The organism is Chryseobacterium sp. PMSZPI, assembly GCF_002835665.1.
Taxonomy (GTDB): Bacteria; Bacteroidota; Bacteroidia; order Flavobacteriales; family Weeksellaceae; genus Chryseobacterium.
Map to the genome: position 1 here is coordinate 31,962 of NZ_PIZV01000074.1, position 26,874 is coordinate 58,835.

General features: G+C 34.8%; 25 protein-coding genes and 1 riboswitch. Of the genes, 18 read left to right on the plus strand and 7 right to left on the minus strand.

From position 1 onward, the window contains the following. Window positions 1-158: 158 nt before the first annotated feature. The 4 genes from CW752_RS15035 to CW752_RS15050 all read right to left on the minus strand — a co-directional run bounded on the left by CW752_RS15035 (window position 159) and on the right by CW752_RS15050 (window position 2,882). The gene (locus CW752_RS15035) at window positions 159-767 is read right to left on the minus strand and encodes a DUF4126 domain-containing protein (RefSeq protein WP_101240519.1); all 609 of its coding nucleotides are present in this window, start codon (window positions 765-767) and stop codon (window positions 159-161) included. A 399-nt stretch (window positions 768-1,166) separates the two neighbouring features. After that, window positions 1,167-1,538, minus strand: coding sequence for a ribonuclease P protein component (gene rnpA / locus CW752_RS15040; protein WP_101240520.1), 372 nt, complete (start codon window positions 1,536-1,538; stop codon window positions 1,167-1,169). Beyond that, complete coding sequence (locus CW752_RS15045) at window positions 1,538-2,263, minus strand: ThiF family adenylyltransferase (RefSeq protein WP_101240521.1); 726 nt, start codon at window positions 2,261-2,263, stop codon at window positions 1,538-1,540. Before CW752_RS15045 ends, rnpA begins: the two co-directional genes overlap by 1 nt. Then, window positions 2,256-2,882 (minus strand): TatD family hydrolase, encoded by a 627-nt coding sequence (locus CW752_RS15050; RefSeq protein ID WP_101240522.1) that lies wholly within the window; start codon window positions 2,880-2,882, stop codon window positions 2,256-2,258. Before CW752_RS15050 ends, CW752_RS15045 begins: the two co-directional genes overlap by 8 nt. A gap of 96 nt (window positions 2,883-2,978) precedes the next feature. On the opposite strand from CW752_RS15050, the gene CW752_RS15055 reads away from it, so the two are divergent. The 6 genes from CW752_RS15055 (at window position 2,979) to CW752_RS15080 (ending at window position 9,160) form a co-directional block, all read left to right on the plus strand. Further along, window positions 2,979-3,608: a TetR/AcrR family transcriptional regulator gene (locus tag CW752_RS15055; RefSeq protein WP_066693165.1), complete on the plus strand. Its 630-nt coding sequence runs from the start codon at window positions 2,979-2,981 to the stop codon at window positions 3,606-3,608. Window positions 3,609-3,711: 103 nt separating this feature from the next. Next, window positions 3,712-4,707, plus strand: coding sequence for an outer membrane protein assembly factor BamD (locus tag CW752_RS15060; RefSeq protein WP_101240523.1), 996 nt, complete (start codon window positions 3,712-3,714; stop codon window positions 4,705-4,707). A gap of 42 nt (window positions 4,708-4,749) precedes the next feature. After that, window positions 4,750-5,073, plus strand: a complete 324-nt coding sequence (locus tag CW752_RS15065; protein WP_027372958.1) for a DNA-directed RNA polymerase subunit omega — start codon at window positions 4,750-4,752, stop codon at window positions 5,071-5,073. A gap of 122 nt (window positions 5,074-5,195) precedes the next feature. Then, window positions 5,196-6,401 carry a bifunctional phosphopantothenoylcysteine decarboxylase/phosphopantothenate--cysteine ligase CoaBC gene (gene coaBC, locus CW752_RS15070; RefSeq protein WP_101240524.1) on the plus strand — a complete coding sequence of 402 codons (1,206 nt, stop codon included), beginning with the start codon at window positions 5,196-5,198 and terminating at the stop codon, window positions 6,399-6,401. 125 nt (window positions 6,402-6,526) lie between these two features. Then, on the plus strand, window positions 6,527-7,432 hold the full coding sequence (locus tag CW752_RS15075; RefSeq protein ID WP_101240525.1) for a DUF4835 family protein: 906 nt from the start codon (window positions 6,527-6,529) through the stop codon (window positions 7,430-7,432). A 78-nt stretch (window positions 7,433-7,510) separates the two neighbouring features. Next, on the plus strand, window positions 7,511-9,160 hold the full coding sequence (locus CW752_RS15080) for a DNA repair protein RecN (protein ID WP_101240526.1): 1,650 nt from the start codon (window positions 7,511-7,513) through the stop codon (window positions 9,158-9,160). A 113-nt stretch (window positions 9,161-9,273) separates the two neighbouring features. On the opposite strand, the gene CW752_RS15085 is transcribed toward CW752_RS15080, so the two are convergent. Beyond that, a complete protein-coding gene (locus CW752_RS15085) occupies window positions 9,274-9,666 on the minus strand; it encodes a helix-turn-helix transcriptional regulator (protein WP_101240527.1) in 393 nt (130 codons plus the stop codon). 120 nt (window positions 9,667-9,786) lie between these two features. Here CW752_RS15085 and CW752_RS15090 point away from each other — a divergent pair, with 120 nt between their 5' ends. The 6 genes from CW752_RS15090 (at window position 9,787) to CW752_RS15115 (ending at window position 15,140) form a co-directional block, all read left to right on the plus strand. Next, on the plus strand, window positions 9,787-11,136 hold the full coding sequence (locus CW752_RS15090) for a hypothetical protein (protein ID WP_133121699.1): 1,350 nt from the start codon (window positions 9,787-9,789) through the stop codon (window positions 11,134-11,136). An 11-nt stretch (window positions 11,137-11,147) separates the two neighbouring features. Then, the gene (locus CW752_RS15095; RefSeq protein WP_101240529.1) at window positions 11,148-11,702 is read left to right on the plus strand and encodes a DUF6705 family protein; all 555 of its coding nucleotides are present in this window, start codon (window positions 11,148-11,150) and stop codon (window positions 11,700-11,702) included. 54 nt (window positions 11,703-11,756) lie between these two features. Next, window positions 11,757-12,305, plus strand: coding sequence for a DUF6705 family protein (locus CW752_RS15100; protein ID WP_101240530.1), 549 nt, complete (start codon window positions 11,757-11,759; stop codon window positions 12,303-12,305). 1 nt (window position 12,306) lies between these two features. Then, window positions 12,307-12,789, plus strand: coding sequence for a hypothetical protein (locus tag CW752_RS15105; protein WP_133121700.1), 483 nt, complete (start codon window positions 12,307-12,309; stop codon window positions 12,787-12,789). A gap of 164 nt (window positions 12,790-12,953) precedes the next feature. Then, window positions 12,954-14,420, plus strand: coding sequence for a DUF5687 family protein (locus tag CW752_RS15110; RefSeq protein WP_101240532.1), 1,467 nt, complete (start codon window positions 12,954-12,956; stop codon window positions 14,418-14,420). A 3-nt stretch (window positions 14,421-14,423) separates the two neighbouring features. Continuing rightward, window positions 14,424-15,140 carry an ABC transporter ATP-binding protein gene (locus CW752_RS15115; RefSeq protein WP_101240533.1) on the plus strand — a complete coding sequence of 239 codons (717 nt, stop codon included), beginning with the start codon at window positions 14,424-14,426 and terminating at the stop codon, window positions 15,138-15,140. A gap of 84 nt (window positions 15,141-15,224) precedes the next feature. Here CW752_RS15115 and fumC read toward each other — a convergent pair whose 3' ends face one another. After that, window positions 15,225-16,619 carry a class II fumarate hydratase gene (gene fumC / locus CW752_RS15120; RefSeq protein ID WP_101240534.1) on the minus strand — a complete coding sequence of 465 codons (1,395 nt, stop codon included), beginning with the start codon at window positions 16,617-16,619 and terminating at the stop codon, window positions 15,225-15,227. A 138-nt stretch (window positions 16,620-16,757) separates the two neighbouring features. On the opposite strand from fumC, the gene CW752_RS15125 reads away from it, so the two are divergent. Continuing rightward, a complete protein-coding gene (locus CW752_RS15125) occupies window positions 16,758-18,365 on the plus strand; it encodes a fumarate hydratase (protein ID WP_101240535.1) in 1,608 nt (535 codons plus the stop codon). Between the two features lie 181 nt (window positions 18,366-18,546). Next, the gene (locus tag CW752_RS15130; RefSeq protein WP_174715423.1) at window positions 18,547-18,831 is read left to right on the plus strand and encodes a hypothetical protein; all 285 of its coding nucleotides are present in this window, start codon (window positions 18,547-18,549) and stop codon (window positions 18,829-18,831) included. Between the two features lie 93 nt (window positions 18,832-18,924). On the opposite strand, the gene CW752_RS15135 is transcribed toward CW752_RS15130, so the two are convergent. Then, window positions 18,925-19,797, minus strand: a complete 873-nt coding sequence (locus CW752_RS15135; protein ID WP_101240536.1) for a helix-turn-helix transcriptional regulator — start codon at window positions 19,795-19,797, stop codon at window positions 18,925-18,927. 121 nt (window positions 19,798-19,918) lie between these two features. Between CW752_RS15135 and CW752_RS15140 the strand changes: the two genes are divergently transcribed. From CW752_RS15140 to prfA, 4 genes are all read left to right on the plus strand, one after another. After that, a complete protein-coding gene (locus tag CW752_RS15140; RefSeq protein WP_101240537.1) occupies window positions 19,919-20,968 on the plus strand; it encodes a T9SS type A sorting domain-containing protein in 1,050 nt (349 codons plus the stop codon). 486 nt (window positions 20,969-21,454) lie between these two features. Then, a riboswitch (SAM riboswitch) is annotated at window positions 21,455-21,560 on the plus strand. A gap of 95 nt (window positions 21,561-21,655) precedes the next feature. Then, window positions 21,656-24,079: a TonB-dependent receptor plug domain-containing protein gene (locus tag CW752_RS15145; protein ID WP_101240538.1), complete on the plus strand. Its 2,424-nt coding sequence runs from the start codon at window positions 21,656-21,658 to the stop codon at window positions 24,077-24,079. A gap of 6 nt (window positions 24,080-24,085) precedes the next feature. After that, a complete protein-coding gene (locus CW752_RS15150; RefSeq protein WP_101240539.1) occupies window positions 24,086-25,387 on the plus strand; it encodes an APC family permease in 1,302 nt (433 codons plus the stop codon). A 343-nt stretch (window positions 25,388-25,730) separates the two neighbouring features. After that, a complete protein-coding gene (gene prfA, locus CW752_RS15155; RefSeq protein ID WP_101240540.1) occupies window positions 25,731-26,816 on the plus strand; it encodes a peptide chain release factor 1 in 1,086 nt (361 codons plus the stop codon). Window positions 26,817-26,874: the final 58 nt, after the last annotated feature.

Below are 26,874 nucleotides of genomic sequence, written 5' to 3' on the forward strand. Positions count from 1 at the left end.
TGTCATTCTGAACATAAACTGAAAGTTTACGAACGTAGTTCAGAAATGGAGTGAAGGATCTCAAATGACTGATCATCAATGAGATTCTTCCTTCGCCAGAAATCGAAGATTCGACGTAGTCAATGACAAAAGCCAAATTGAGACAGCCTCTTTTTTATTTATAGATTTTCAGATATTTTTTTATCACCCCGTAATTTTTTCCAGGCTTTTCGGCCAAAGAATATAACGACAATTAATAATATTATGGCAAAAACTGCTGCAATAATTGGCATTGCTATAGCAAGAACAGACATAATTCCTGCTCCTGCAGTTTCAGTAGTTCCTACGACAGAGTTTCCTAATCCTCCAGTTGTTGCCGTTGAGGCAGCACGTATTCCGGCAAATCCGGAACTGATGGTAGCGGCTGTTCCGCCACCTGCAATTAAAGCCAGTGCCCACTGTGGAAAAGTTCCCAGATCAGCAAACTGACTTGCAAATAATATAGAACCGGCTACTGTTGCCATAGGAATCGAAATGGTATCGAGCAAATGATCAATAAAAGGAATATAATAAGCTAAAATCTCGACAATTGTAGCAATTCCTGTGGTAATGAGCGTTGGTAAACCTGCAAGCCAATCAAAATGTTCATTCATTGGGATCCAATGAAAATAGGAAGCTAAACTTACAATGAACATAGGCAAAAAGACTCGAAAACCTGTAGCAGCTGCTAATCCAATGCCAATGAAAGCACTGATTACATAGGGAAGGAAGGGAACTTGATCTAACATTTTAATTTTCAGATTTATTGTTTCCTCTAAAAATACAAAAAGTAGGTGAGATATGAAGTAGGGAATTCGAGTTTCGGAATTTATATTGTGAAGAATTGCCTTTTTTATTATTTCTACATAATTATATTTTGGCACAATAAGGAGTCGGCTTGTCATTCCGAGGAATCGAGGAATCTCAGAGATTCTTCCTTCGTCAGAATGACATTTTATATAGATGCAGCCCTATCTGTAAAACCTGAGTCATCAGTACAATTTGAGAAATATAGAATTAAGTTTTGACTAAAACCAATGGAATGTCTATAAAAAAGTAAAAAGGCTGTCTAACCTGTATTATGGTAAGGAAAATCTATGAGATAGAAGTTTTATTAGATATTAATTACTTATTTCCAGATTGTAATATTACTTTTTCTGAGCTTCACAAAGTTTGATAAATTGTGCCTCCACATCTTGAAATTTTTGAGGCATATCCGAAGAAACCCAAAATAACATCGCAATCGTTTTTTCTCCAAAAGCATTCTTAAATAAATCTTTATTCAGACGATAGCATTCCCTTAAAAGTCTCTTCACCCGATTTCTATGCACAGCTCTTTTAAAATATCTTTTAGAAACAGAAACCCCAAACTTTCCACTTTCTATCGGAAGGTTAGGCTTATCTTTCAGAATAATGATTCTTAGATTTCCAGAAGTACGCCATTTACCTTTTTCGAAAAGTAAACTGATCTCAGTATTTTTTTTGAGTTTTTCTGCTTTGGGATAATTAAAATTCTGCATTAATCTTTTTTCACTAAATAATTGATTACTTCTGCAGCAGCATACAGACCAAAAATAGCCGGAATAAAGCTGATCGTACCGTAGAATGATTTTTTAAAATTACTACCATCAGTCATTTTTAAACTTTCTTCCTTCTGAATTTCATTAGAGAATACACATCTAAAACCTTTGTTGATCTTTTCTTTCTTTAATCTTTTTCTTACCTGCTTGGCAAGGAAACAATTATGTGTTTTGCTGATGTCCCTTACCATAACCATACTTGGATCCATTTTCCCTCCGGCACCCATCGAGCTGACGATTTTGATTTTTCTTCTTCTGGCGGCCTTTATCAAACAAATCTTTGGTGTTACACTGTCGATACAATCAAGTATATAATCAAACTTGCCGGAATCCAGTACTTCATCCATTCTTTCAGGATTCAAAAACTCGTTGATTTTGATTAAATTAAGCTTAGGATTGATATCCAGTAATCTTTCTGCAACAACCTCTACTTTATGCTTCCCAACAGTAGAATGTAAGGCAGGGAGCTGCCTGTTAATATTAGTAATATCTACTGTATCTCCGTCCACAATGGTCATATTCCCAACACCGGCTCTTGCAAGAAACTCTGCGGCAAAAGACCCTACTCCGCCTAAACCAACAACCAGGACATTCGCTTTAATAAGCTTTTCCAATCCATCTTCCTTTATCAAGAGTTCAGTCCTCTCCAGCCAGTATTTATCCATTTTTTATTATGTGTAAATTTTCTAAAATTTGTTCATTGAGTTGATCCAAAGAAATTCCTTTTATTTCTGATACTTTAAGATATAATTCTTCGATCTTAAAATCATCATTGTCTGTTTCTAAAAAGATTTTGTCTAATGGAGTGTTTTTTAAAATATCCTGCAAAGATAAATTATACAAAACAGCTTTTCCAAAACTCAGATAAAAATTATTAGCAAGTAAATCTTCTGCAATCCGCCTCTTTTTATTGAAACCATGAATGATCATAGGCTGTTCGGCCTTCTTTTTAAAAGAAATTACTTCATAAAATTTTCTTACGCAATGAATAATGATCGGTTTTCTGACTTCATTGGCCATTATAATCTGTTTTAAAAAAACTTCTTCCTGAATTTTCTGATCAATCATTACCAGAGAATCTAATCCACATTCTCCAATCGCGAAACAGTTTTCAAACATCATGCTTCTCATCCAATCTAGCTGTTTTTCCAGATTGTTAAAATCAATATCCTGTGGATGGATCCCCATTGAATAGGGGGAATATGGCGGAATTTTTCCAATTTCCAAATTGTAGATCCCGTTCCTGATGTTTTTTTTATGATGATGAAAATCAAAAAATTCCATTTTCAAAAATACTATTATTTGGAATTAATATAAAATTATTAAACGATCGTTTATAAATGTGTTAAAAATTTCTTAACTTTACTCAAACTACACTTTATGAAAAAAAAATTTACGGAAAAACAGATTCACATACTTGATATTGCAGAAGAATTGATTGCAAAGAAAGGGTATGAGGGAACTTCTGTAAGAGATATATGCTCCAAAGCAAATATCAATGTCGCGATGATATCATATTACTTTGGTTCTAAAGAGAAGATGATGTCTTATCTCTATCAGTATAGAGTTTTGAAGACAAGGGAAAATTTTTCCGAATTTGCTGATACAATCAAGGAAGGTAAGCCGGAAATGCAGATGCGTGAAATGATTAAGTATATCGTTTCCCAGCTATTTAAATACAATTATTTCCATGGGTTTGTAACTCAGGAACTTCGTCATACAGAGAATCTGAAAGATGAACTGTTGGATTTCTATCAACTGTTTGTCAAAAAACTGGATGAGGTCATTAAAAAAGGAGTTGCTTCAGGGGTTTTTACCTTTACACCAAAACCCGAAGATATCCTTACCATGATCATTGGTTCCACCTTATTTGTTATTCGAAACAAAAACTTTTATGAGCTGTATGTTCCGAGTAAAAATGAAGAAGCATACGCTAAAGAAGCTGAAAAAAAGGTGAGAATGAATCTTTTATTGAGTGTTTTTGCAATTTTGGGATACGCTGCAGACTAAAATTACGTTAAATATTCATAAAAAAAAATCTATTGACAAAAAAGTTATATTTTTGCAAATTAGTAAATCGGCTGTATAATCCGAAAACTGTTGAATTTTTTATATGAAAAAATATATTTTAGGTCTTTTTGCTGTAGCAGTGATGGCATCATGTGTAAGCCAGCAGGAAAGAGCAATGAAGAGTGCTGATAAAGATTTTATCTTAAAAGCGGCTAATGAAAACTTCGCGAAGAAAAAGTGGAAAAATGCATTGGCTCTCTATGACAGACTAGCTAACCTTGTGGCAGGAACAGATGATTTTCCTAATGTAGGATTTAACACTGCTTATGCTAACTATTATGATAAGAGTTATAAGTTAGCAGGACATCAGTTTAAAAATTTTGCAGTGAATTTTCCTAAAGATCCCAGAGCAGAAGAAGCATCTTATATGTCTGCCCTATGCTACTATGAAGGATCTATGGATTATAACTTAGATCAATCCAGTACAGAATTGGCTATTAATGAACTTCAGGACTTCCTGACAAACTATCCTAATTCTGAAAGGTCAAAAAATATCACTCAACTTATTGACGAGCTGTCTTATAAATTAGAATTTAAAGCATATGAGAATGCCAGACAGTACTTCAAAATGGGAGATTATAAAGCGGCAAATGTAGCATTGGAAAACGTATTGGAGGATTTTCCAAGTACAAAGCTTCGTCCGAAAATTTATGATTATATCATGAAATCACGTTATGAGTTGGCTACAAAATCAATCTATGACCTTAAAGACGAACGTATTGAAAGCGCATTAACTTATACTAAGTTGGTAGAAAAAGAATTACCAAATACTGAATATGCCAAAACTGCAGCTGACCTACGTGCAAAATTGGAAAAAGAAAAACAAAACTTTGTCGTTGTTAAAAAGCAAACAGAAGCTAGAATAGCTGCTTTAACGGCAAGACAAAAGAAAGAAGCTGAAAAATTAGCTGCACAGAATAAAACAGAGCAGCAGATCAAAGATCAGATCAGCAATGAAAAGAAAGCAATGCAGATCCAGAGGGACAGTGCGGCACTTAAAACTCCGCCACCTGCAGCGACTTTCAAAATTCAAAGATAATTCGTAAATTTGCCATCTTAAAATAAAAATAATTTTCTCAAAATGAGTGTAAAAGATACAAAAGCAGAAGTAAATACTATTACTTACGATAAGGATAAGATTGAAGATAAAGTAGGTTCAATCTACGAAGCTATTGTTATCATGGGAAAGAGAGCAGAGCAAATCAATGCTGAGATCCGTACGGAGCTTCACAACAAATTGGATGAATTTGCTGTTCACAATTCTACATTAGAAGAAGTTTTCGAAAACAGAGAACAAATTGAGATCTCTAAACATTACGAAAAGCTTCCAAAGCCAACTTCAATTGCTATTGAAGAATGGTTAAACGAAGATATCTATTTCAGAAAAACAGAAGACAGAAAATAATTATTTTGTCTTTTTATAGATGAGGGTCATAAAGGAGCGATGTTCTTTTATGACCTTTTTTGTTTTAAAGCCTGATTATGGGAAAAAATAAGTATTTTAGTATTTCAAAAAATTAAAACTAAATGAGTGTTTCCGGTAAAAAGGTACTTATCGCAGTTTCCGGAGGAATTGCCGCTTACAAAATTCATTTTCTCATTAGAGATTTTGTAAAAAAAGGTGCCGAAGTGCAGGTGATTATGACTCCTGACGCTGAACATTTTGTAACGAAATTAAGTCTGTCAACTTTATCCAAAAAGCCTGTTTATTCCGACTTTTATGGAGATAATGGAAGTTGGAACAGCCATGTGGAAATGGCTTTATGGGCAGATGCAATCGTTGTCGCGCCCTGTACAGCAAATACACTGTCTAAAATGGTTCATGGGATGTGTGATAATCTGGTGATTGCAACGTATATGTCTGCAAAATGTCCGGTTTTTATAGCTCCTGCAATGGATTTGGATATGTATGCTCATCCTTCTACCAAGAAAAATCTGGAACTTGCAGAAAGTTTCGGACATATTATAATTCCTGCAGAAAGTGGAGAATTAGCAAGTGGATTGATTGGGCAAGGAAGAATGGCAGAGCCTGAAACTATTTTTAATACTATTGAGAGCTACTTTAGTACAGATGTTCATACGGAAATTCTTAAAGGAAAAACAGTTTTGATTACGGCTGGCCCAACATATGAAGCTATTGATCCGGTAAGATTCATCGGAAATCATTCTTCAGGTAAAATGGGCTTTTCTTTAGCCGAAGAAGCATCAAAAAGAGGCGCAAAAGTAATTTTGATCTCCGGACCGAGTTCCCAGACGATTCATGATAAAAATGTTGAATTACATAAAGTGACTTCTGCTAAAGAAATGTTGGCTAAAGTCTTCGAATTTTATGATGGAATTGACATTGGAATTGCCAGTGCTGCTGTTGCAGACTACGCACCGAAAGAAGCTGCAAAGGAAAAGATTAAAAAGAATGATGAAAATCTAATCATTGAACTGGTGAAAAACCCTGATATTCTTAAAACGATGGGGGAAAAGAAAACGCACCAATTTTTAGTAGGATTTGCATTGGAAACTCAGAATGAAGAAGAAAATGCAAAAGGAAAGCTGGAAAAGAAAAATTTGGATATGATTGTTCTGAACTCTTTACGTGATGAAGGCGCCGGATTTAAAAATGATACCAATAAAATCAAAATATTTACCAGGACGGAAAAGAAAGAATTTAATCTGAAATCTAAGGATGAAGTCGCCAAAGATATTCTCGATTTTGTTGAATCTCAACTTTTAAAATAATTTTAATAAATTTCCGTTCTCAATTTTTAATAGACAATGAAATCGTCCTGGTTTACAAAGACAAATATCTATTATCTGAGATGACACGATTACATATGACCTTTAAAAACAATAAGCATCTCCATATGAAAAAAATTATAACCTTATTTTTTCTGTTTTGTATCTATAACCTTAGCTTTTCTCAAGAGCTTCTGGCAACCGTACAGGTAAATGCTCAACAGATAGGGGGAAGTAACCAGCAGGCATTTAAATCATTGGAAAAAAGTCTTAAAGACTTTATCAATAATACCAGCTGGACAGGTAAAAAACTTCAAAATTTTGAAAAAATAAAATGTGGATTTGCTCTTGTCATTTCTGAAAAAAACGGAAACCAGTATAAAGGTAGTATCGTGGTTCAGGCGGTGCGCCCGGTTTATAATACAACCTATGAATCTCCTTTACTGAATCTTCAGGATCAAAGATTTGCTTTCGAGTATATTGAAAATGAAAATCTTATTTTTAACGAAAGGCAGTTCTCCGGGAAAAATCTTACAGATGTGATCAGTTTTTATATTTACCTGATCTTAGGATATGATGCAGATAGTTTCCAGTCAATGGGAGGAGCACAATGGTTCTCAAAAGCACAACAGATTGCCCAGAATTCTCAAAACAGGAATTATGAAGGTTGGAATACAATCAACGAACCTCGTAGCCGTACCATATTAATCAATGAGATTATCAATCCGAACTGGAGCCAGCTTCGTTCTACGATTTATACCTACCATAGAGCAGGATTGGATAATTTATTCAATCAGGATCAGACAGGTGCAAAAAAGGTGATGTTTGATGCTTTGATGCAGCTTAAAATGTACGAGAACTCATTCCAGCAATCTTATTTCTTCAACTTGTTTATGGACAATAAAAGTGACGAAATCTTCAATGTTTTTAACTCTGGAAATAATGGAGGCTTGATTCTAAACGATCTAAAACAGGAAATGATTATTCTTTCTCCAAAAAATATTGACAATAAATGGAATAAATGGAAATCATAGGGTTTATTCTTTCTTCTATTGAATACTGAAGTCTAAAATTTTATATTTGCATTACTTAAAGTAACCAGCCATTGACCCATGCTTTCGAGAATTTACATTAAAAACTTTGCCCTGATTGATACTCTTGAAGTGTCTTTAAAAAATGGTTTACAGGTAATTACCGGAGAAACAGGAGCTGGAAAATCTATTATTTTAGGCGCTTTAAGACTTATTCTGGGTGAAAGAGCAGATGTGAAATCCATTGCAAAGGCGGAGGAGAAAAGCGTTGTAGAAACCGAATTTGCATTAAATAACCAATTTAAAAAATTCTTTATTGAAAATGATCTGGATTATGAATTGCAGACCATTATCAGAAGAGAAATTTTACCTTCGGGAAAATCAAGGGCATTTATCAATGATGTTCCGGTAACTCTGGATGTACTTAAAGAACTTTCTTCTCAGCTGATTGATATTCACTCCCAGTTTGAAACTTCCAATCTTTTTACTTCAGAATATCAGTTTAAAATTATCGACGGACTTTCTGAAAATAAACAGCTTATTGAAGAATATCAACAGGAATTTTCAGATTTTCAAAGTTTGAAAACACAACTTAAAAAACTGAAAACACAGCTTTCCGATACCAATAAAGAAAGTGATTATAAAGAATTTCTTCTGAATGAGCTGGAAGAGCTGAAGTTGGACGATGTAGACTATGAAGATATTCAGAACCAGCTTTCTATCCAGGAAAATGCCGGGATGATTTCTGAGAATGTAGGACAAATCTTATCAAGATTCCATCAGGAAGAAATCGGGATTTTATCCTTCTTTAATGAAGCTAAAACTAAATTGTCTAAAATTGCTGAAGTTTCCACAAGTTTTGCAGAACTAGATGAAAGACTTGAAACTTCATTTGTTGAGCTGAAGGATATTATTTCTGAGCTTGAACATGAGGCTGAAAAAGTGGAAATTAATCCGGATAACCTTATTCGGCTTACAGAACTTAACAATAAAATTAATGCTTTATTTCTAAAGCACAATGTTTCAGATCTTACCGAATTAATCGAGATCAGAAACCAATTGGCAGGAGATCAGAAAGGAGCATCAGAGTTGGAATCTCAGATTGCTGAAACTGAAGAAAGTATTTCGAAAAAAGAAAAAACGCTTCAAATACTTGCTGAAAAATTATCCAAAAACAGAAAGAAGAATGTTCCCATCTTTATTAAAAAAGCAGAAGGCCTTCTTAAAAAATTAGGTCTTGAAAAAGCAAAAGTAGATATTGATTTACAGGATTCTTCCGAATTTAATCTATTTGGAAAAGAAAATATTCAACTATTGTTTCAGGCGAACTCAGGTTTTCCATTAAAACCTATCCAAACGGCTATTTCCGGTGGAGAAAGATCGAGGGTGATGCTTGCCGTAAAGAAAATCATTGCCGAAAGTGATGAGCTGCCCACACTTATTTTAGATGAAATTGATACCGGAGTTTCAGGAAAGGTTGCTGAAGAGATCGGAAATCTGATGAGAGAAATGTCCGAAGACATGCAGTTGATCGTTATTTCCCATTTAGCGCAAGTTGCTGCAAAAGGGAATGATAACTACAAAGTCATTAAACAAGATGTTTCAGGTCGAACACAATCTACCATTATCCCATTGAGCGATGAAGAAAAATTAAATGAAATTGCTCAGTTACTTTCCGGAAGTACGATTACAGAAGCAGCTTTAGCGCAGGCAAAATTATTGATTGGATAATAATATATGCTCTCCTGTATATTTTAGATTATCATTCTGAATGAAGCGAAAGCGGAATGAAGAATCTCAATTTTGCATACTTCAAAAAGAATGAGGATTAGCTTCATGCTAAGTTATTTTCCTAATTCATCAATTCTTTTCTTCAGAATCTCTATCTCTACATCCTTTTGCTGGATTTCTTTCTTCAACATTTCGATGAATTCTTTTTGGCTTTCCAGTAAAAATTCCGGAACATTACAATAATAGTTACCGCTAATGCTTCCATTATTGCTGGTAATAGTATTTTCAAAATAATTAGTAATGTTTTTGCTCGGGTCAGTCTCTCTTATCTCTTCAACGTTTGTCTCCAATAATTTTGAAATTCTTTCCCATTCTTCATCAGAAATCTCTACCTCTCCTTTTTCTTTTCTGCTGTATTGGGTTTGGCTGATGTTAAGATATTCTGCTAAGTCTTTTTGGGTGAAAGCTTTTTCGTTTCTTTTTCTGATTAACTTTTCCTTTACCATAACGCATTTTTTACAAATGTAGAAATTATTCGAATATAACCTAATAAAGGCGAATAAAAAAACTATTGCAGTATAGGAAAAAAAGATTTACTTTGGACCAATCAAAAAATTCACAATAGTATGAAAAAACATATAAGGCTTATAATGCCTTTGCTGGCTGGGATCAGTTTGTTTCTATATTCCTGTATGCATGATGAAACAACAGCTGAATCGGAAGCATCATATCAGACAAAGGAATACACTTCTAAAAGTCTCTGGAAAGAAGACGAAAAATACATCAAAAACGTCAAAAAGGTATTTGATGCTAATGCAGACCCGGTATATTTCAAAAACAAACATGGGGAAGTGGCATGGAACTATGCGTTAACGACGGGGGAAGAAAGCTTTTTGGAAGTTCCCGTTATCAAGAACGGTAAAGTAAATTTCACACTTGTGGTAAAAAGGGAGAGAGACAGAGTTTATTTTAAGACAGACCGTAACGAAAAATCCAAAAAGTTTTTTGAAATCCTGATGTTTAAAGACAGAAATGAACTTTCCGGAACCCTTAAAGAAAATTCGGGAGACTCCCAGTCCAGATCAGCTTGTATTACCATTACGAAAACGGTAACCTGGACAGATACGATAACAGGTGAGGTCTTGCAAATAGATCATTTTACAGAAACACGCTGTACTCCCGTCGGGCCTTATTTGGATTGTACAGATTTAAGTCTTAACTCTTCATGTGGAAGTGGAAGCGGAGGTGATAGTGCCGGTGGAGGCGGTGGAGGTAACGGTGGTTATCCATATACACCAGAGGAGCAGACTCTTGCTGATTATTGTAAGTTATTAAGAGAGCAGGGACAAAATGCCTCTTTTCAAAGTAATATAAGTACCTTAAAAAACAATACAGGATTAAAAAAAGAAACCGGATATATCCAGAGAACAAATGGATCATACACATATCAAGATGCAGCGACACAGGCAGATAATAAAAACAGCTTATCTCTTCCCAACGCAGCTTTACAGGCAAACAAAGATATAATGGGATATCTTCATACGCATATTAATGATAATATATCTACAAATGCTGACGGAGATGAGATAATAAGAAAAGGAATCAAAATGTTTTCCCCTGCTGATGTAGCCTACCTTATGGATATGCTAAAAAATGCACAGAATGCCGGGAGACCTTTATCAGAAGTGTATGCCGTAATGGTTACAAGTACAGGGAACTACCAGATTCGGTTTACAGGAAATCAATATCAAATCAAAACTTTTACAGATGCTCAAGTTGAAAACTTACGTGATCAATTTTTAAAAGATATGGCTGACTCCTCCGATTTAGAGCTGTCTTTCTTAAAATTCATCTACGACAAAATGAATGTAAGGGCTGTGAATCTTTATAAAATGGACGATTCTACTACTACAAATTATGAAATACGACTAACGCCTGAAAATAATAAAATGAGTACCGGATGTGCCGGATTATAAAAATAGAAATTATGAAAAATATTTTAAGTATCATATGTCTAGCCGTTTTTACAGGCTGTATAGGACAAACAGTATCTCTTGAAACAATGGCGCAATGCATTCCATCTCAAACATGTCCAAATGCCTCTTATGTAAAAGACATTAATAACTCCCTGAATAAATATGTTGGCACCTGGAAAGGAAACAGGGATGGTAAAAATTATGAATTTAATTTTATCAAAAAAGAAAATGTAGGAGAAAATCAAAAAAAGGATATCCTTATTGGAAGAGTAAAAATAACTAACGCTAATGGTGTCGTAGAATACGATAATTTTAATAAACCTGACACAGCAACCAGATTTACAGGTTTCAATTTTCAGAAAGATTTAAAAGCATATTTAATGTACTTTCTTGGTGGTAAGCTAGGATGTATTGATTATGGATATGCATACTTAATAATAAAACCAGAGACACCTAATAAGATGAGTATTACATTTTTGCCAGACTATGATATTGTCACTCAGGATTGTAGTAATTTTAAGACTACGTTGCCTACGGAAAAAGTTATACACTTAACAAGGCAATAATATAAATATCCCGGGTAGAATCTGGGATATTTATCTTTTCTTAAATGAAAAAAGATGAAAAATATACTTTTATTTATACTATTAAGTATATCAATGTCTTATGCAGCTCAAACATATCCGCTAAGAACGTTCACAGATATCCCCGAAAACGCATATCTCAAAGACATAAATAATGAACTCAACAGCTATACAGGAACATGGAAAGGGAGTTGGGACAATAAAACTATTTTTATTATATTCAAGAAGGTCACTAATAAATATGATGAAGTATTTAAATATTACAGGGATTATTTAATAGGAAAATTTAAAGTTGTAGACGTCAATGGAAATATTATGTTTGACAATACTAGTCTTCCTGATGATAAAGTTAAAATAGAAGGATCTGGATTTAGAAAGAAGGATAACAAATACTCATTAATTTATATTGATGATGATTTATGCGGGGCATCAGGTAATATTAGAATTATTTTTACAGATAATAATAAAACAAAGTTAAATTGGGAGTATTTTTATCAAAATGAAATACTCACTTCAAGTTGTCAGTATTATAATACAGGTATTCCTCAAGCATTACCAAAAGGAATTATCCTTATAAAACAATAACATGTTTAGAAAGATTTTATTTTTAATTTATTTCACTTTTTGCAATTACTGCTTTTCTCAAAATCAATTTGATAAAATAAAGCTTAGTCATTCTAATTCAATAATGGCAAATAGTGGTATAAATATTACTCTTGAGCCTATTAAAATTGGAAAGCATAGAATGAAAATAATCGTTGATAGCAAAAAAAATCACTACACCCGAAACCTTTCAAATAAAGAGTATACAGCTATTTATCGTTCTGTTTTGAAAATTAACCCCAAATCATTATATATAATTTCCAATAATAAAGATACTTTAACAACTAACTGTATAGATGGTTTTAGTACTATTATGACGATATTTAGAAATAATAAAAAAGAAACCTATTTTGTTGATTGCTTATCTAAAATGGATAAGTATAAAAATGAAAGAAAAGATTTTTGGCACGCAACAAAGCTAATCTTTGAAGCTGCAAATGTGAAAATAAAAGAACTAGAAGACTAATTTTATTGGTCCTTACAATAACTTGTAGAAGTTGTTAGAATAAAATACATTTAACGTAAAAAGCAAAACTACAGAAGCGGCATTGGCGCAGGCAAAATTATTGATTGGATAATAATATGTAACATTTTATACATTATCTTTACTAATGTATAAAAAACTAACATATGTTTCTAAAGCTTCTCAGGTTGGAAGTCAAAAGCTTCTTCCGTGGTTCTTCATTAGGAATTAACCTTGCCATGAAAATTTTTCGATTCATTGGAATTCTTTATTTCATGGGTTGTCTTGTGGGCGGAGCCGTTCTTGCATTTTTCTATGTGCAGGAAGAAATGCATCAGGATCCTTTAAAAGTCGTGTCAAAATTTTTAATCATTGCCTGGGCAATGGACTTGATCATTAAATATCTTTGGCAGGAACTTCCTACGCAGAATATCAAACCATTCTTGACCTTGAGTATCAAGAAGAATACCCTAGTCAATTATATGTTGACGAAGACCTTTCTTTCAGCATTTAGCTGGCTGATTTCTATTTTCTTTTTCACATTTACCATCATTGCTTTATTCAATGGATATAGTATTTTAGGAAGTGTTATGTGGCTTGTTGGGGTTTCTTCATTGCTTTATCTGAACAATTTTATCAATATCTTTTCAAATAATAAAGAAACGGTTGCTTTTGTTGTAGGAGTAGCTTTTCTGGCGATAGCAGCACTGGGATATTATGATATTGTTCCTATACTGTCTTATTCTGAGTTGATTTTCTATAGTTTTTATGAAAAACCTTATTTTTCTCTGGTGGCAGTTGCCCTTTTTATAGGATTATGGATATTGTGTTTCAGATATGTACGTCGGGAATTTTATCTTGATCAAGGGCTTGAAGCTAAGAAAACAGTAGGTAAAACTGAAAATATTGCCTTCTTAAACAAATATGGCGCTACGGGAACTTTTATTAATAATGATATTAAAATGTTAAGGAGAAATAAAGTAACCAAAGGAATTGTATTTGGCAGCTTTATGTTTCTTTTTTACGGGTTGCTGATGTTTACCTCCCCGGTATACAAAACACCTGCGATGACAATGTTTATGGGGCTTTTTGTAACGGGAGGATTCCAGTTTTTGTTTGGACAGAGGGTTCCTGCTTTTGATAGTTCTTATTATCCGTTGATGATGACATTAAATGTTCCCTATAAAGAATATTTAAAAGCAAAATGGTGGCTGATGAATATTGTGACCGGAATTTCCGTTATTATTGCTGCTATTTATACTTACTTTGGATGGGAGCTATACGTTACATTCTTTGCTGCCGGATTATATAATATCGGGGTGAACTCCCAGTTTACCCTTTGGTCTGGAGCATTCAATAAAATGCAGATTGATCTTAATTCAAAAGAAAAGAGATTTGGACAGAAAAACAGCTTTAATACGATGGCTCTGCTTTTGTTAATTCCTAAAATGTTACTTCCTATGGCTGTTTTTGCCATTACAAAATATTTTTTTGGAATCACGGCGGGAGTGATTAGCATTGCCGTTCTGGGATTGATTGGATTTTTATTCCGAGAGAAGATTTTCGATATTATCGTAAAACATTATAAAAAAGAAAAATACAGTACGCTTGATGCGTTTAAAAATAAAAGTTAAGCCATGATCAGTATTAATAATTTATCAAAAACATACGGACCTGCAACAGTTCTGAACATCGAACACCTTGAAATCCCCAATGGAGAAACATTTGGCCTGGTAGGGAACAACGGAGCAGGGAAAACAACTCTTTTCAGTTTGATGTTGGATCTGATTCAGGCGACAACCGGTTCAGTAAGCATCGACGGAATTAAAGTAAATGAATCCGAAACATGGAAAAATAAAGTTTCGGCATTTGTAGACGATTCCTTTCTGATAGGTTATCTTACCCCTGAAGAATATTTTTATTTCATCGGTGAGTTGAGAGGCCAGAATAAAGCATCTGTAGATGAATTTTTAAAGCCTTTCCATGATTTTTTCAATGGAGAAATTCTAAAATCCGGAAAATATATCCGTGACCTGTCAAAAGGAAATCAGAAAAAAGTAGGAATTGTAGGGGCTATTATTGGTAATCCGGAAATTATTATCCTTGATGAGCCTTTTGCCAACCTGGATCCGTCTACCCAGATTAAACTTAAAAACTTAATTAAAGAATTATCAAAGCAGGAGGGTGTTACTTTTCTGATCTCCAGTCATGATCTTTCCCATACGACAGAAGTTTGTAATAGAATTGTAGTAGTCAATAAAGGATTGCTTGTAAAAGATATCCAGACAAATCCGGAAACATTGAAAGACCTTGAGCAATATTTTGCAGAACAGGTTTCTGATCCTGCATTTTAATACTTGTAAAATTAAAAACTCCGGAGAAATAAGCATGCATCTCCGGAGTTTCATAATAAGTCTATGAATTAAAATTAGTACGTTCTATTTTAAACTTCCCACCATATCTTCAGGTTTTACCCACTCATCAAATTGCTCAGCGGTTAGGAGGCCAAGATTGATGGCTTCTTCTTTTAATGTGGTTCCGTTTTTATGAGCTGTTTTGGCAATCTTTGCTGCATTTTCGTACCCGATATGAGTATTTAAAGCGGTGACAAGCATTAAAGATTTATCAACGAGTTCTTTGATTCTTTCATAATTTGGCTCAATACCTACCGCACAGTGATCGTTGAAAGAAATACATGCGTCAGCAATTAATTGTGCCGATTGTAAAAAATTATAAGCCATTACCGGTTTGAAAACATTCAGCTCGTAGTTACCCTGAGTTCCCGCAAATGAAATAGTAGTATCATTTCCTAATACCTGAGCACAAACCATAGTCATTGCTTCATTTTGAGTAGGATTTACTTTTCCGGGCATAATAGAAGAGCCGGGCTCATTTTCAGGAATGTGGATTTCCCCGATTCCGGAACGTGGACCGGAAGCCAATAATCTGATATCCTGAGCGATTTTAAATAAAGAAACAGCGAGTTGTTTTAAGGCGCCATGACTTTCAACAATCGCATCATGAGCTGCCAGAGCTTCAAATTTGTTTTCAGCGGTAATAAAAGGATGGTTTGTAAATTTGGCAATATATTCCGCCACTTTTACGTCATAGCCGTTCGGAGTATTCAATCCCGTTCCTACAGCTGTTCCCCCTAATGCAAGTTCAGAAAGATGTGGAAGAGTATTTTTTAAAGCTCTTAACCCAAACTCCAGTTGAGCCACATATCCTGAAAACTCCTGTCCAAGAGTGAGTGGTGTGGCATCCATCAGGTGGGTTCTTCCAATTTTTACAATATCTTTAAAGGTTACAGATTTTTCGGCAAGTGTATTCTTTAGTTTTTCTACTGCAGGAATGGTTGCTTCCACTACTTTTTTATAAGCAGCAATATGCATTGCCGTAGGATAGGTGTCGTTAGATGACTGTGACTTATTAACATCATCATTGGGATGTATTTCAGATTTTTCTCCTAGAGTTCCTCCATTATTGACGTGAGCTTTGTTTGATATAACTTCATTCACATTCATATTCGATTGAGTTCCCGATCCTGTCTGCCAGATTACCAAAGGGAACTGATCATTAAGCTTTCCTTCCAGAATCTCATCACAGACTTTGGCAATCATCTCTCTTTTTTCAGCCGGAAGCACTCCCAGGTCTGTATTGGCATAGGCGGCTGCTTTTTTCAAATAGGCGAAAGCTTCAATGATTTCATGAGGCATAGAACCTTCGGGACCGATTTTAAAATTATTTCTTGAACGTTCCGTTTGTGCACCCCAAAATTTATCAGCAGGTACCTGCACCTCTCCCATGGTGTCTTTTTCTATTCTGTAATTCATTGTGATTGAAATTTTTATAAAGTTACTGATAACCGAAGAATTTCACAATTTATAATCATTATAAATATCAATTTTAATGACTGATTTTACTCATATTTTTTTAAAGGAAGCCGTATTTTTGTACAAACAAAAAATTGAATGGAATTTAGATATCAGGATCCGTATCCAATTCAGAAAGATGATACGGTGTATAAAAAGCTTACATCAGATTATGTAAAGGTTGAAAAACTGGGTGACAGAGAAATTTTAACAGTTGACCCGAAGGGATTGGAGTTATTGGCTGAAGAAGCTATGGCAGACGTTTCATTCATGTTGCGTTCTTCCCACCTGGAAAGCCTTAAAAGAATCATTGATGATCCTGAAGCTACAGATAACGATAGATTCGTTGCTTATAACTTACTGCAAAACGCTGCTGTAGCGGTTGAGGGAGCTCTTCCTTCTTGCCAGGATACAGGAACGGCAATTGTAATGGGTAAAAAAGGAGAAAATGTATACACAGGAGTAGATGATGGTGAATTTTTAAGCCGTGGAATTTATAATACCTATCAAAAAAGAAACTTAAGATATTCTCAGGTCGTTCCGTTAACGATGTTTGACGAAAAGAATTCAGGATCAAACCTTCCGGCACAGATTGATATTTATGCTAAAAAAGGAGATTATTATGAATTCCTATTCTTAACAAAAGGAGGTGGTTCTGCGAATAAAACATTCTTATACCAAAAAACGAAATCTTTATTGAACGAAAAATCTCTTGAAGAATTCATCAAAGAAAAAATCTCAGACCTTGGAACTGCTGCATGTCCGCCATATCACCTTGCTTTAGTAATAGGAGGAACTTCGGCAGAGGCTAACCTTGCTGCTGTTAAAAAAGCTTCAGCAAAATATTATGACAACCTTCCAACAGAAGGAAACGAAGCAGGACAGGCTTTCAGAGATCTTGAGTGGGAAGCTAAAGTTCAGAAAATCTGTCAGGAAAGTGCCATCGGAGCTCAATTTGGAGGAAAATACCTTACACACGATGTAAGAGTAATCAGACTTCCAAGACACGCTGCTTCTTGTCCTGTAGGAATGGGAGTTTCTTGCTCGGCAGATAGAAACATTAAAGGAAAAATTACTAAAGACGGGATTTTCCTTGAGCAATTGGAGCAAGATCCAAAAAGATTTTTACCGGCTACCCCTCCACATTTGGAAGAAGCAGTTGAGGTAAATCTGAATAAACCAATGCCAGAAATCTTAGCAGAACTTTCAAAATATCCGATCAAAACAAGATTAAAGTTAAACGGAACATTAATCGTTGCTAGAGATATTGCTCATGCTAAGATCAAAGAAATCATCGACAGCGGAAAACCGATGCCGGAATATTTCAAAAACCATCCGATTTATTATGCAGGACCTGCAAAAACTCCGGAAGGTATGGCTTCAGGAAGTTTCGGACCTACAACAGCCGGAAGAATGGACGTTTATGTAGACGAATTCCAAAGCCATGGTGGAAGTATGATTATGCTGGCAAAAGGAAACAGAAGTAAAGATGTTACCAATGCTTGTAATAAGTATGGTGGTTTCTATCTTGGATCAATCGGAGGACCTGCTGCAATCCTTGCTAAGGATAATATTGTTTCTGTAGATGTGGTAGATTTCCCTGAATTAGGAATGGAAGCAGTAAGAAAAATTGAAGTAAAAGACTTCCCGGCATTCATTATTACTGATGATAAAGGAAACGATTTCTTCGCAGATCTTGCCCATTAAAAGATAGAAATGACGGATAGATAATATACGAAAAGATGATCAGTAAACGGTTTATTAGCTATTAATCTATTCTCTCATCATCTAAATATTAGTTTAAAATTAAAATAAATAATAAAATAGGACGCTGATCTTTTGTGTAAAAAAGAAAAAAGTTCTATTTTTGCCTAAAATCTTTAAGAGAATGATAACGATTTTATCAGCATTTTGGCCGTTCTACCAGTTCCTTTGGACTGTATTCTTTATTACTATGTTCTTAGTAGGATTCTGGTGTATTTTTATGTTCTTCGGATTAGTAATCCCAATGTGGCTAACTGAAGGTTTGAAAGAGTACTTCGGAAAAGTGAAGCCTTTCGATCCTGAAGATATCAGAAGAAAACTTATTACTGAGCAGGAAGGTGTAGAAACAATCTACAGCCAACCTAAAGGGAACGGACCTTTCATCCACGATCACGGACATCATCATTAATTGATTGTCATTGCTTTTTCACCTGAATTCTGAAAAAGTAATATCAAAGCAAAACAACATATAATAAAACCGCTTAAAATATTAAGCGGTTTTTCATTTGTTATTCCTTAAATTTTCCGGAGACACTCCGAATTTCTTTTTAAATGCCCGGGTAAAATTCTGAATGTACTCATATCCGCATTCAATAGCGATTTCTTTGATCATGATATTCTTATCGACAATCAGCTTCTTTGCCTTTAACATTCTTAATTCCAACATATAATTGGCAATCGTAGTATGATATTGAATTTTAAATTCTTTTCGAATGTTATTCTGGTTGACTCCGATTAATTTTCCGATTTCTTCTGCTTTTATATTCCGATGGTAATTTTCATCAATAAATCTTTTGATAAGTTCCGGTATTTCAGGTTTAGGTTCTTTTATCTTTTTTTCTTTAAACTGTTCGAAAATAAGGATAAGAAGTTTAATAATTTTAGCTTCTATGAATAGCTTTAGAATAAGTCCCCTTTGTTGATAAGTCATGATCTCATTAAGAATCAAGTGCATTTCAACAGTCATGTACGGAGGAGTTTGTTTATGGAGGAATAAAAATTGATTACGAATCATTTTTTCCATAATTTCTTCATTTTCTTTATTTGTCTCCGGATTAATCAGTTTAGAAATATACCGATGGCTAACCTGAATCTGTAAATACTTTACCGGTTCATGACTTTCAGACCATAGTTTAAGTTTGTTTTCTCTCGAAGAATAATAAAGGATATATTGATTTTTTCGAAATAAAAACCGAATGTCACCATCTTCAGTCATTAGGTTAATATCATGACTTAATAAAAAAAGAAGCGTGAATGTTTCTTGATCTTCAGTTAAATAAACTATTTGATTACTGGGATAAACAGAATCATCAGGCATGATAATTTTGAAATCTTCCGACTCAAACAATCTTCCTTTCTTCATTTGCTTCTCCATACTGCTTTATTTTTAAAATACATCGGATAACTAAAAGTTGGGAAATGATAACCCGGGATTAATTAAGCGAAGTACTTTTGTGCAAAGTTAATTAATTTAGAATAAATAAAAATAATAATATATGCTGGAAAATTTATTTTTTGTTGTACGAAGATTAAATATCGGAATAGTCGGAGTCATTATATTTGGAAATATATTCTATGCTCAACAGGGGACATCTCAAAACTGTAATAATATGGATCCCGGAAATAATTCAGGAGATATAGGATGCGTTTCTTTTACTTATCAGGGACAATTGGTGACCTATACAACGGTAAGGGCTGCTGATGGAAAGGTATGGCTTCAACAAAATTTAGGAAGTTCCAGGGTGGCCACTTCAACAGATGATGAAAAGTCTTATGGGGACTTATTTCAATGGGGAAGATGGGATGATGGACACCAATTAAGAGGATCAGCTTTAATAGCTTCTCCATCGATTAATACACCGGAAGGGATATCTAATACTACTTCTTTTGTTGCAGACTCACCGGGATGGTGGTCTATCAATGCTGCCAGTGATGAATGGATTGGAAAAAATTCCGGAGAAATAACAGGAACGGTAGGGATTGACCCATGCAAAGCCATAGGAACGGAATGGAAAATGCCTTCACAGGCAGATTGGGCAGAAATTGTATCTGTAGAACATATTAATCAACCCAATCGGGCACAAGCAAGTAATTTAAGATTGCCAATGGGAGGATACAGAAGCTCAATAGACGGAGGTTTTACCTTTGTGGGCAAAAGAGGGTATTTCTGGAGTGCTGATACGGCATTATCAGGTGGAAAATATTTGTATATAGGTTCTGTGTCCGCAAACGCATCATCGGGGGCACCAAGAGGTCAGGGAGCATCAGTACGATGTATAAAAACAACCTCTACTTTAGGTATTTCAGATATCAGGTTAAAGGCGAATGCAGAAGAGATCTATCCCAATCCGACAAAAGGAATGCTTACCATTAAATCGGATGCTGCCATTGAGCAGATAAATGTTGTAAATGCAATAGGGCAAAGAATCAATGTGGAATTTTTAAACAATCAGATTAATATGAATCAATTTCCTAAAGGGGTATATTTCATAGAATTAAAATTAAAAAATGGAAAATCAGTTTCAAGAAAAATCATCAAAGATTAGCAGATAGGATTTTCATTAAAAATATAGTTCATTACAATTACTTTTATTGAAAGGCTCATGAAATTTTCATGGGTCTTTTTTATTGAATAGTAAGCGACCTTGAAAAGGGAGCAAGAGCAAAAGTTGTGGAGCTTAGAATATTTAGATCTGTTTAATTTTAAAATGTAACGCAAAGGATTTCTATTATCCTGTGTTGTATTTTAGGAAGCAAAGGCTGAATCAATTGTATTGATTCTTTCTAAGCGTATGCATATCTACATCGCTTCATCAGCGACTTTTGTCGCTTTCTTAGCTCTCTTATCAATAATGAATTGAATCTTGTCTTTGCGTTGAAATAAAATTTCAATATAAAGCTTAGAGGAGTAAAAAGATAATTCATTTTTTTCTTCAGATTAACCAAACTTTTTGCTTAGTCCACAACTTTTGGGACTGGTCCTTGAAAAGTCATTTTTTGCATATTAAAAAAAATAGTCTACTTTTGCAGTAGATTTATCAAGAAAGGTGGAGGGATTTGGCCCAATGAAACCTTAGCAACCTGCACGATTCCAGAAGTGTAAAGGTGCTAATTCCAACCCGGTGGGGGAGATAAGTGAAGTCAATATTTCTTATATGAATTCCATTTCTTGAAATCTTATATATCCGCGGAAAGGTCCGGGGAATTTATTATTTAATTTGGTAAGAACAAGGATGAAAAAATTAAGCATAGCTGTATTATTGCTAGGAACGATTGGGATAGCAGCTCAGGAACAAGAAGAAAAAGGAAAACAGATTGAAGATATTGTCATCGTCGGAAACCGCAATGTCAAAAGAACAAAACTAGAAACACCGGTTCCCGTAGATGTCATCAATATTGATAAAATACAAAAAACATCACCTCAAGTAACAGCCCAAGACTTATTGAGCTATGTTATTCCTTCATTGAATGCGGTGAGACAATCTGCTTCTGACGGAACAGAACATATTGATCCCGTAACATTGAGAGGAATGGGACCCGACCAGGTTTTGGTTTTGGTGAATGGAAAAAGAAGACATACTACGTCCCTGGTCAATTATCAAAATACTGTTGGAAATGGTTCAGTAGGAACAGATTTGAGTACCATTCCGATTATTGCCATTGACCGAATTGAAGTTCTGAGGGATGGTGCAGCCGCACAGTATGGTTCAGATGCTATTGCTGGGGTTATCAATATTATTCTTAAAAAAAATGCAGGAGCTTCAGCTAGTTTGACTTATGGACTGAGTGGAAGAAATGATGGTGATACTTACCAGGCTGGAGTAAACTATGGTACGTCTTTAGGAAAGAAAGATAGTTATATCAATTTATCATTACAACTTAGTCATAGAGGGAAAACGACAAGAACTCAAAATCATGATCTGGATATTTTCGGAGATAATTTTGCATATGCATTTGCAAGTGATCCTGAAGCAGCCAGAGCAGCAGATGATGAAAAAATCAAGGAAAGAGGATTGACGCGTGATTACTTCAATTTCCAGATTGGAGATGCTCAGATCAGACAGGGACAATTGTTTTTCAATGCAGAATATCCACTTAATGATAACTTAAAGCTTTATTCTTTTGGTGGTTTTAGTATTAAAGAAGGAAAAGGCTATGGCTTCAGAAGGCTTCCAAGTGAAACATTTAATGTGGTTTCATCCATCTACCCTAATGGATTTCAGGCTACCTTAGGTTCTCAGGTATATGATATTTCATATGCTGTCGGGGCAAAATATAATATCAACAATTGGTTGTTTGATCTAAGCAATACCTTTGGAAGTAATACTTTTAATTATAATGTAAGCAATACGAATAACGCATCGTTAGGAGCAAAGTCTCCGACCCGTTTTTATGCCGGAGCACATAGTTTTCTGCAAAACACCATTAATCTTGATGTTTCTAAAAATCTTAATAAATTTAATATTGCATTTGGTGGAGAATTCAGATTTGAACAATACCAGATCAAAGCGGGAGATGAGGCATCCTATACCCAATATGATGTAAATGGAAATGTTGCAACAGAAGGAGCTACGGTGATCGGAGCAGGAGGTTCTCAATCTTTTATCGGTTTTTCCCCCAATAATGCATTAAAAAAAGACAGACACTCAACAGCTGTTTATGCCGATGTTTCCTATGATTTGGATAAAAAATTGAATATTGATGCTGCCGCAAGGTTTGAAAATTATTCAGATTTTGGAAATACTCTGAACGGTAAATTGGCAGTACGATATGAATTTATTAAAAACTATGCGGTAAGAGCTGCGATTGGAACAGGTTTTAGAGCACCATCGCTTCAACAGCAATATTTTAATAATTCTTATGCGGATATTTCTACCTCAGGTTCAAAAATCGTAACGAAAGGAATTTTTAGAAATGACAGTGAAGCGGCTAAGATTCTGGGGTTTGATAAATTAAAACAGGAAACATCTGTAAATGCCAGTGCAGGATTTACATTGAGACCTTTGAATAAACTATCGATTACGATAGATGGATATTGGATCAAGGTGAAAGACAGAATTGTGATTACAAGTAATATTACAGACCAAAGATTGGCTCAATATAAGGTAGAAAGTGGGAGATTCTTCGCCAATGCCATTGATACTGAAACGAAAGGAGTGGATGTTGTGGTTTCCTATGACTGGTTAGTGGGTGGTGGAAATTTAAACATTAATCTTGCAGGAAATTATACAGAAACAAAAATTACCAATTTCCATTTTCCTGAAAATTTAGGAACTCCGCAAAATCAATTCTTTGGCCCTGACCAAATCAATATCATTGAATCTTTGTCTCCAAAAACCAAAGCGTCATTAGGCTTGAACTATGGCATCGGAAAATTCAATTTTCTCGTAAGAAATACCTACTTTGGTAAAGTAATAAGAGATGGCTATCCATTTGGAGGCGTTCAGAAATTTTCACCAAAAGTGGTGACGGATATCAGTGTTGGTTATGATATTACTAAAAATATCAACTTTACGGTAGGAGCCAATAATGTTTTTGATGTTTTCCCGGATCGTCAGATTTATGAAAATTCATACTTTGGAGTATTTAAATATGCCCCGGTCCAGATGGGAACATTGGGGAATTATTTCTTTGGAAGGCTTAATTTTAATTTTTAACCGGGAATGAGTACTACTTTACATAAGATTGGGTGGAAAACAGCTGCTGCTATTGTTGTCTCCAATATGATTGGAACAGGGATATTTACGACTTTGGGCTTCCAGTTGTCTGATATCACTAATACTTACAGCATATTCCTGTTATGGATTATTGGTGGAATTCTTGCTTTATTCGGAGCCTTTTGTTATGCCGAATTGGGTTCACATTTTAAAGGAAACGGAGGAGATTTTATTTATCTTAAAGAAACTTATCATCCTTTGTTTGGATACCTGATCAGCTGGATTTCTTTAATCATCGGTTTTTCTTCACCCGTTGCTCTTGCTGCGCTGGCGATGTCCAAATACCTTTCTGTATTCAATTATACTTTTGGAAATGGTTTTGCCATTGTCGCTATTTTTCTGGTGGCAATTACTTTATCTTTTAGTTTAAAAACCTCAAGCAGATTTCACAATTTCTTTACATTCATTAAAATAGCCTTTATCATTGTTTTGGTAATTGTAGGCGTTGGTCTTTCAGAATCACCGGAAATCGGAAATAGTTTGAATTTCAGTGACAGCTGGAAGAATGAAATCATGCTTCCCGCCTTTGCTACTTCGCTGGTTTTTGTTACGTATTCCTATACCGGATGGAACTCAGCTTCCTATATTGCCGGAGAAATTAAAGATGTTCAGAAAAATCTTCCGAAATCTTTGATTATAGGGACTGTTTTTGTAACCGTAAGTTATCTTTTAGTCAATTATATTATGCTTAAACATGCACCGGTAAGTCAATTGGCAGGAAAAGAAGATGTTATGGGTGAGGCAGCAGTTAATATGTTGGGCCTTACCTTTGGGAAGGTGGTCAACATTTTTATTGCATTACAGTTGATTGCTACCATTAGTGGATATCTATGGGTAGGATCAAGATTAACACAAGCTTTTGCCAAGACTACGTATCTTTGGAAGCCACTTTCAGTAGTAAATAAAAAAGGAATTCCGGTAAGAGCCATTTTTGCTCATGCCGTGATTGCTACCATTATTATTTTAACAGGAAGTTTTAAGGAAATCTTTGTGTATACGGCTTTCATTCTTCAGCTCTTTGCAAGTTTGGCTATTTCGACTGTATTTTTCCTGAAGAAAGAGAACCGAAGAATATTTAAGTCTAATGCTTTTTATATTTTTCCGACCGTATTTTTGCTGTTTAGTTTTTATATTCTCTACTTTACCTTTATTCATAATCCCAAAGAAAGTCTTATAGGATTGGGAATTATCGCAGTAGGAATCATTTTATATTTAATTGATAGAAGACTCTCTAATGGCTATTCGTGAGATCTATAAGCAAAAAATAACCACAAATCGAAGATTCGACGAAGTCAAAAGTCACAACAGTTTTTGAAGACTTAAGCCTCTTGAAGTTAAAAGTATTACGCAGAGAAGAATATATTAGTTTAAAAATCAAAGCTTTTTATTCAAAATCTGCTGTATCTGCTTAATCAGCGAACAAAAAATAGAATTCAGCTCTTTGTAAATTTAGAAAGGGTACTAGAGACATAAAAGATGAATATGCAAATTTGTAAAATCTCCTTTTTGCTATTTTACCCCTAATGCTCAAAAAATTATGCTTTAATTTTGAATTAATAATGCTTATCTTTGCACCCACAAAAATTCCACAATGTCTAAATCATTAATTCCAAAATTAGAAGCTATAAAACAAAGATATAATGAGGTTGCAGACCTTATTATACAGCCTGATGTCATTTCAGACCAAAAAAGATATTCTTCTTTGAACAAAGAATATAGTGATTTGGGAAAAATTGTAAGAGTTTACGATCAATATAAAGGAGCTTTGGATTCTATTGCAGAATCTGATGAAATCATTGCTGATGGCTCAGACAGAGACCTTGTAGATCTGGCTAAAGAAGAAAAACTGGAAGCTCAGTCAAGAATCCCTGGATTAGAAGAAGAACTTAAAGTATTGCTGATTCCTAAAGATCCGGCAGACGACAAAAACGTTATCGTAGAATTACGTGCCGGAACCGGAGGTGATGAAGCTGCAATTTTCGTAGAAGATATCTACAGAATGTATACGATGTACTTCAAAGCAAAAGGATGGAGACATGAAGTGACAGATTCCAATGAGGCCGCAAAAGGATACAAGGAATTAATCATGAAGGTGGAAGGAGAAGGAGTTTATGGAATCATGAAGTTTGAATCGGGAGTTCACCGTGTACAACGTGTTCCTGAGACGGAATCTCAAGGTAGAGTTCACACTTCTGCGATCACAATAGCTGTTTTACCGGAGGCTGAAGAAGTAGACGTAGAAATCAACCCGGCTGATATCGAAATGCAGACTTCCCGTTCAGGAGGTGCAGGAGGTCAGAACGTAAACAAGGTTGAAACGAAAGTTCAGTTGACACACAAACCTTCAGGATTGGTAGTTGTTTGCCAGCAGGCGCGTTCTCAGTTAGCAAACCGTGAATTAGCAATGGAAATGCTTCGTGCCAAGTTATATGATATCAAATTGCAGGAAGTTCAGGGAGATATTGCTGCCCAAAGAAAAACAATGGTTTCTACAGGAGACCGTTCTGCAAAGATCAAAACATACAATTATCCTCAAGGGAGAGTAACGGATCACAGAATCAACAAATCAATGTATAATCTGGATGCTTACATGAACGGAGATATTGCTGAAATGATAGACGCCGTAATTATGGCGGAGAATGCAGAGAAAATGAAAGGAGAAGAAGAAAACTACTAAGGTTTTTTTAAAATAAAATAAAGCTTCTGATTTTTCAGAAGCTTTTCTTTTTCAAAAT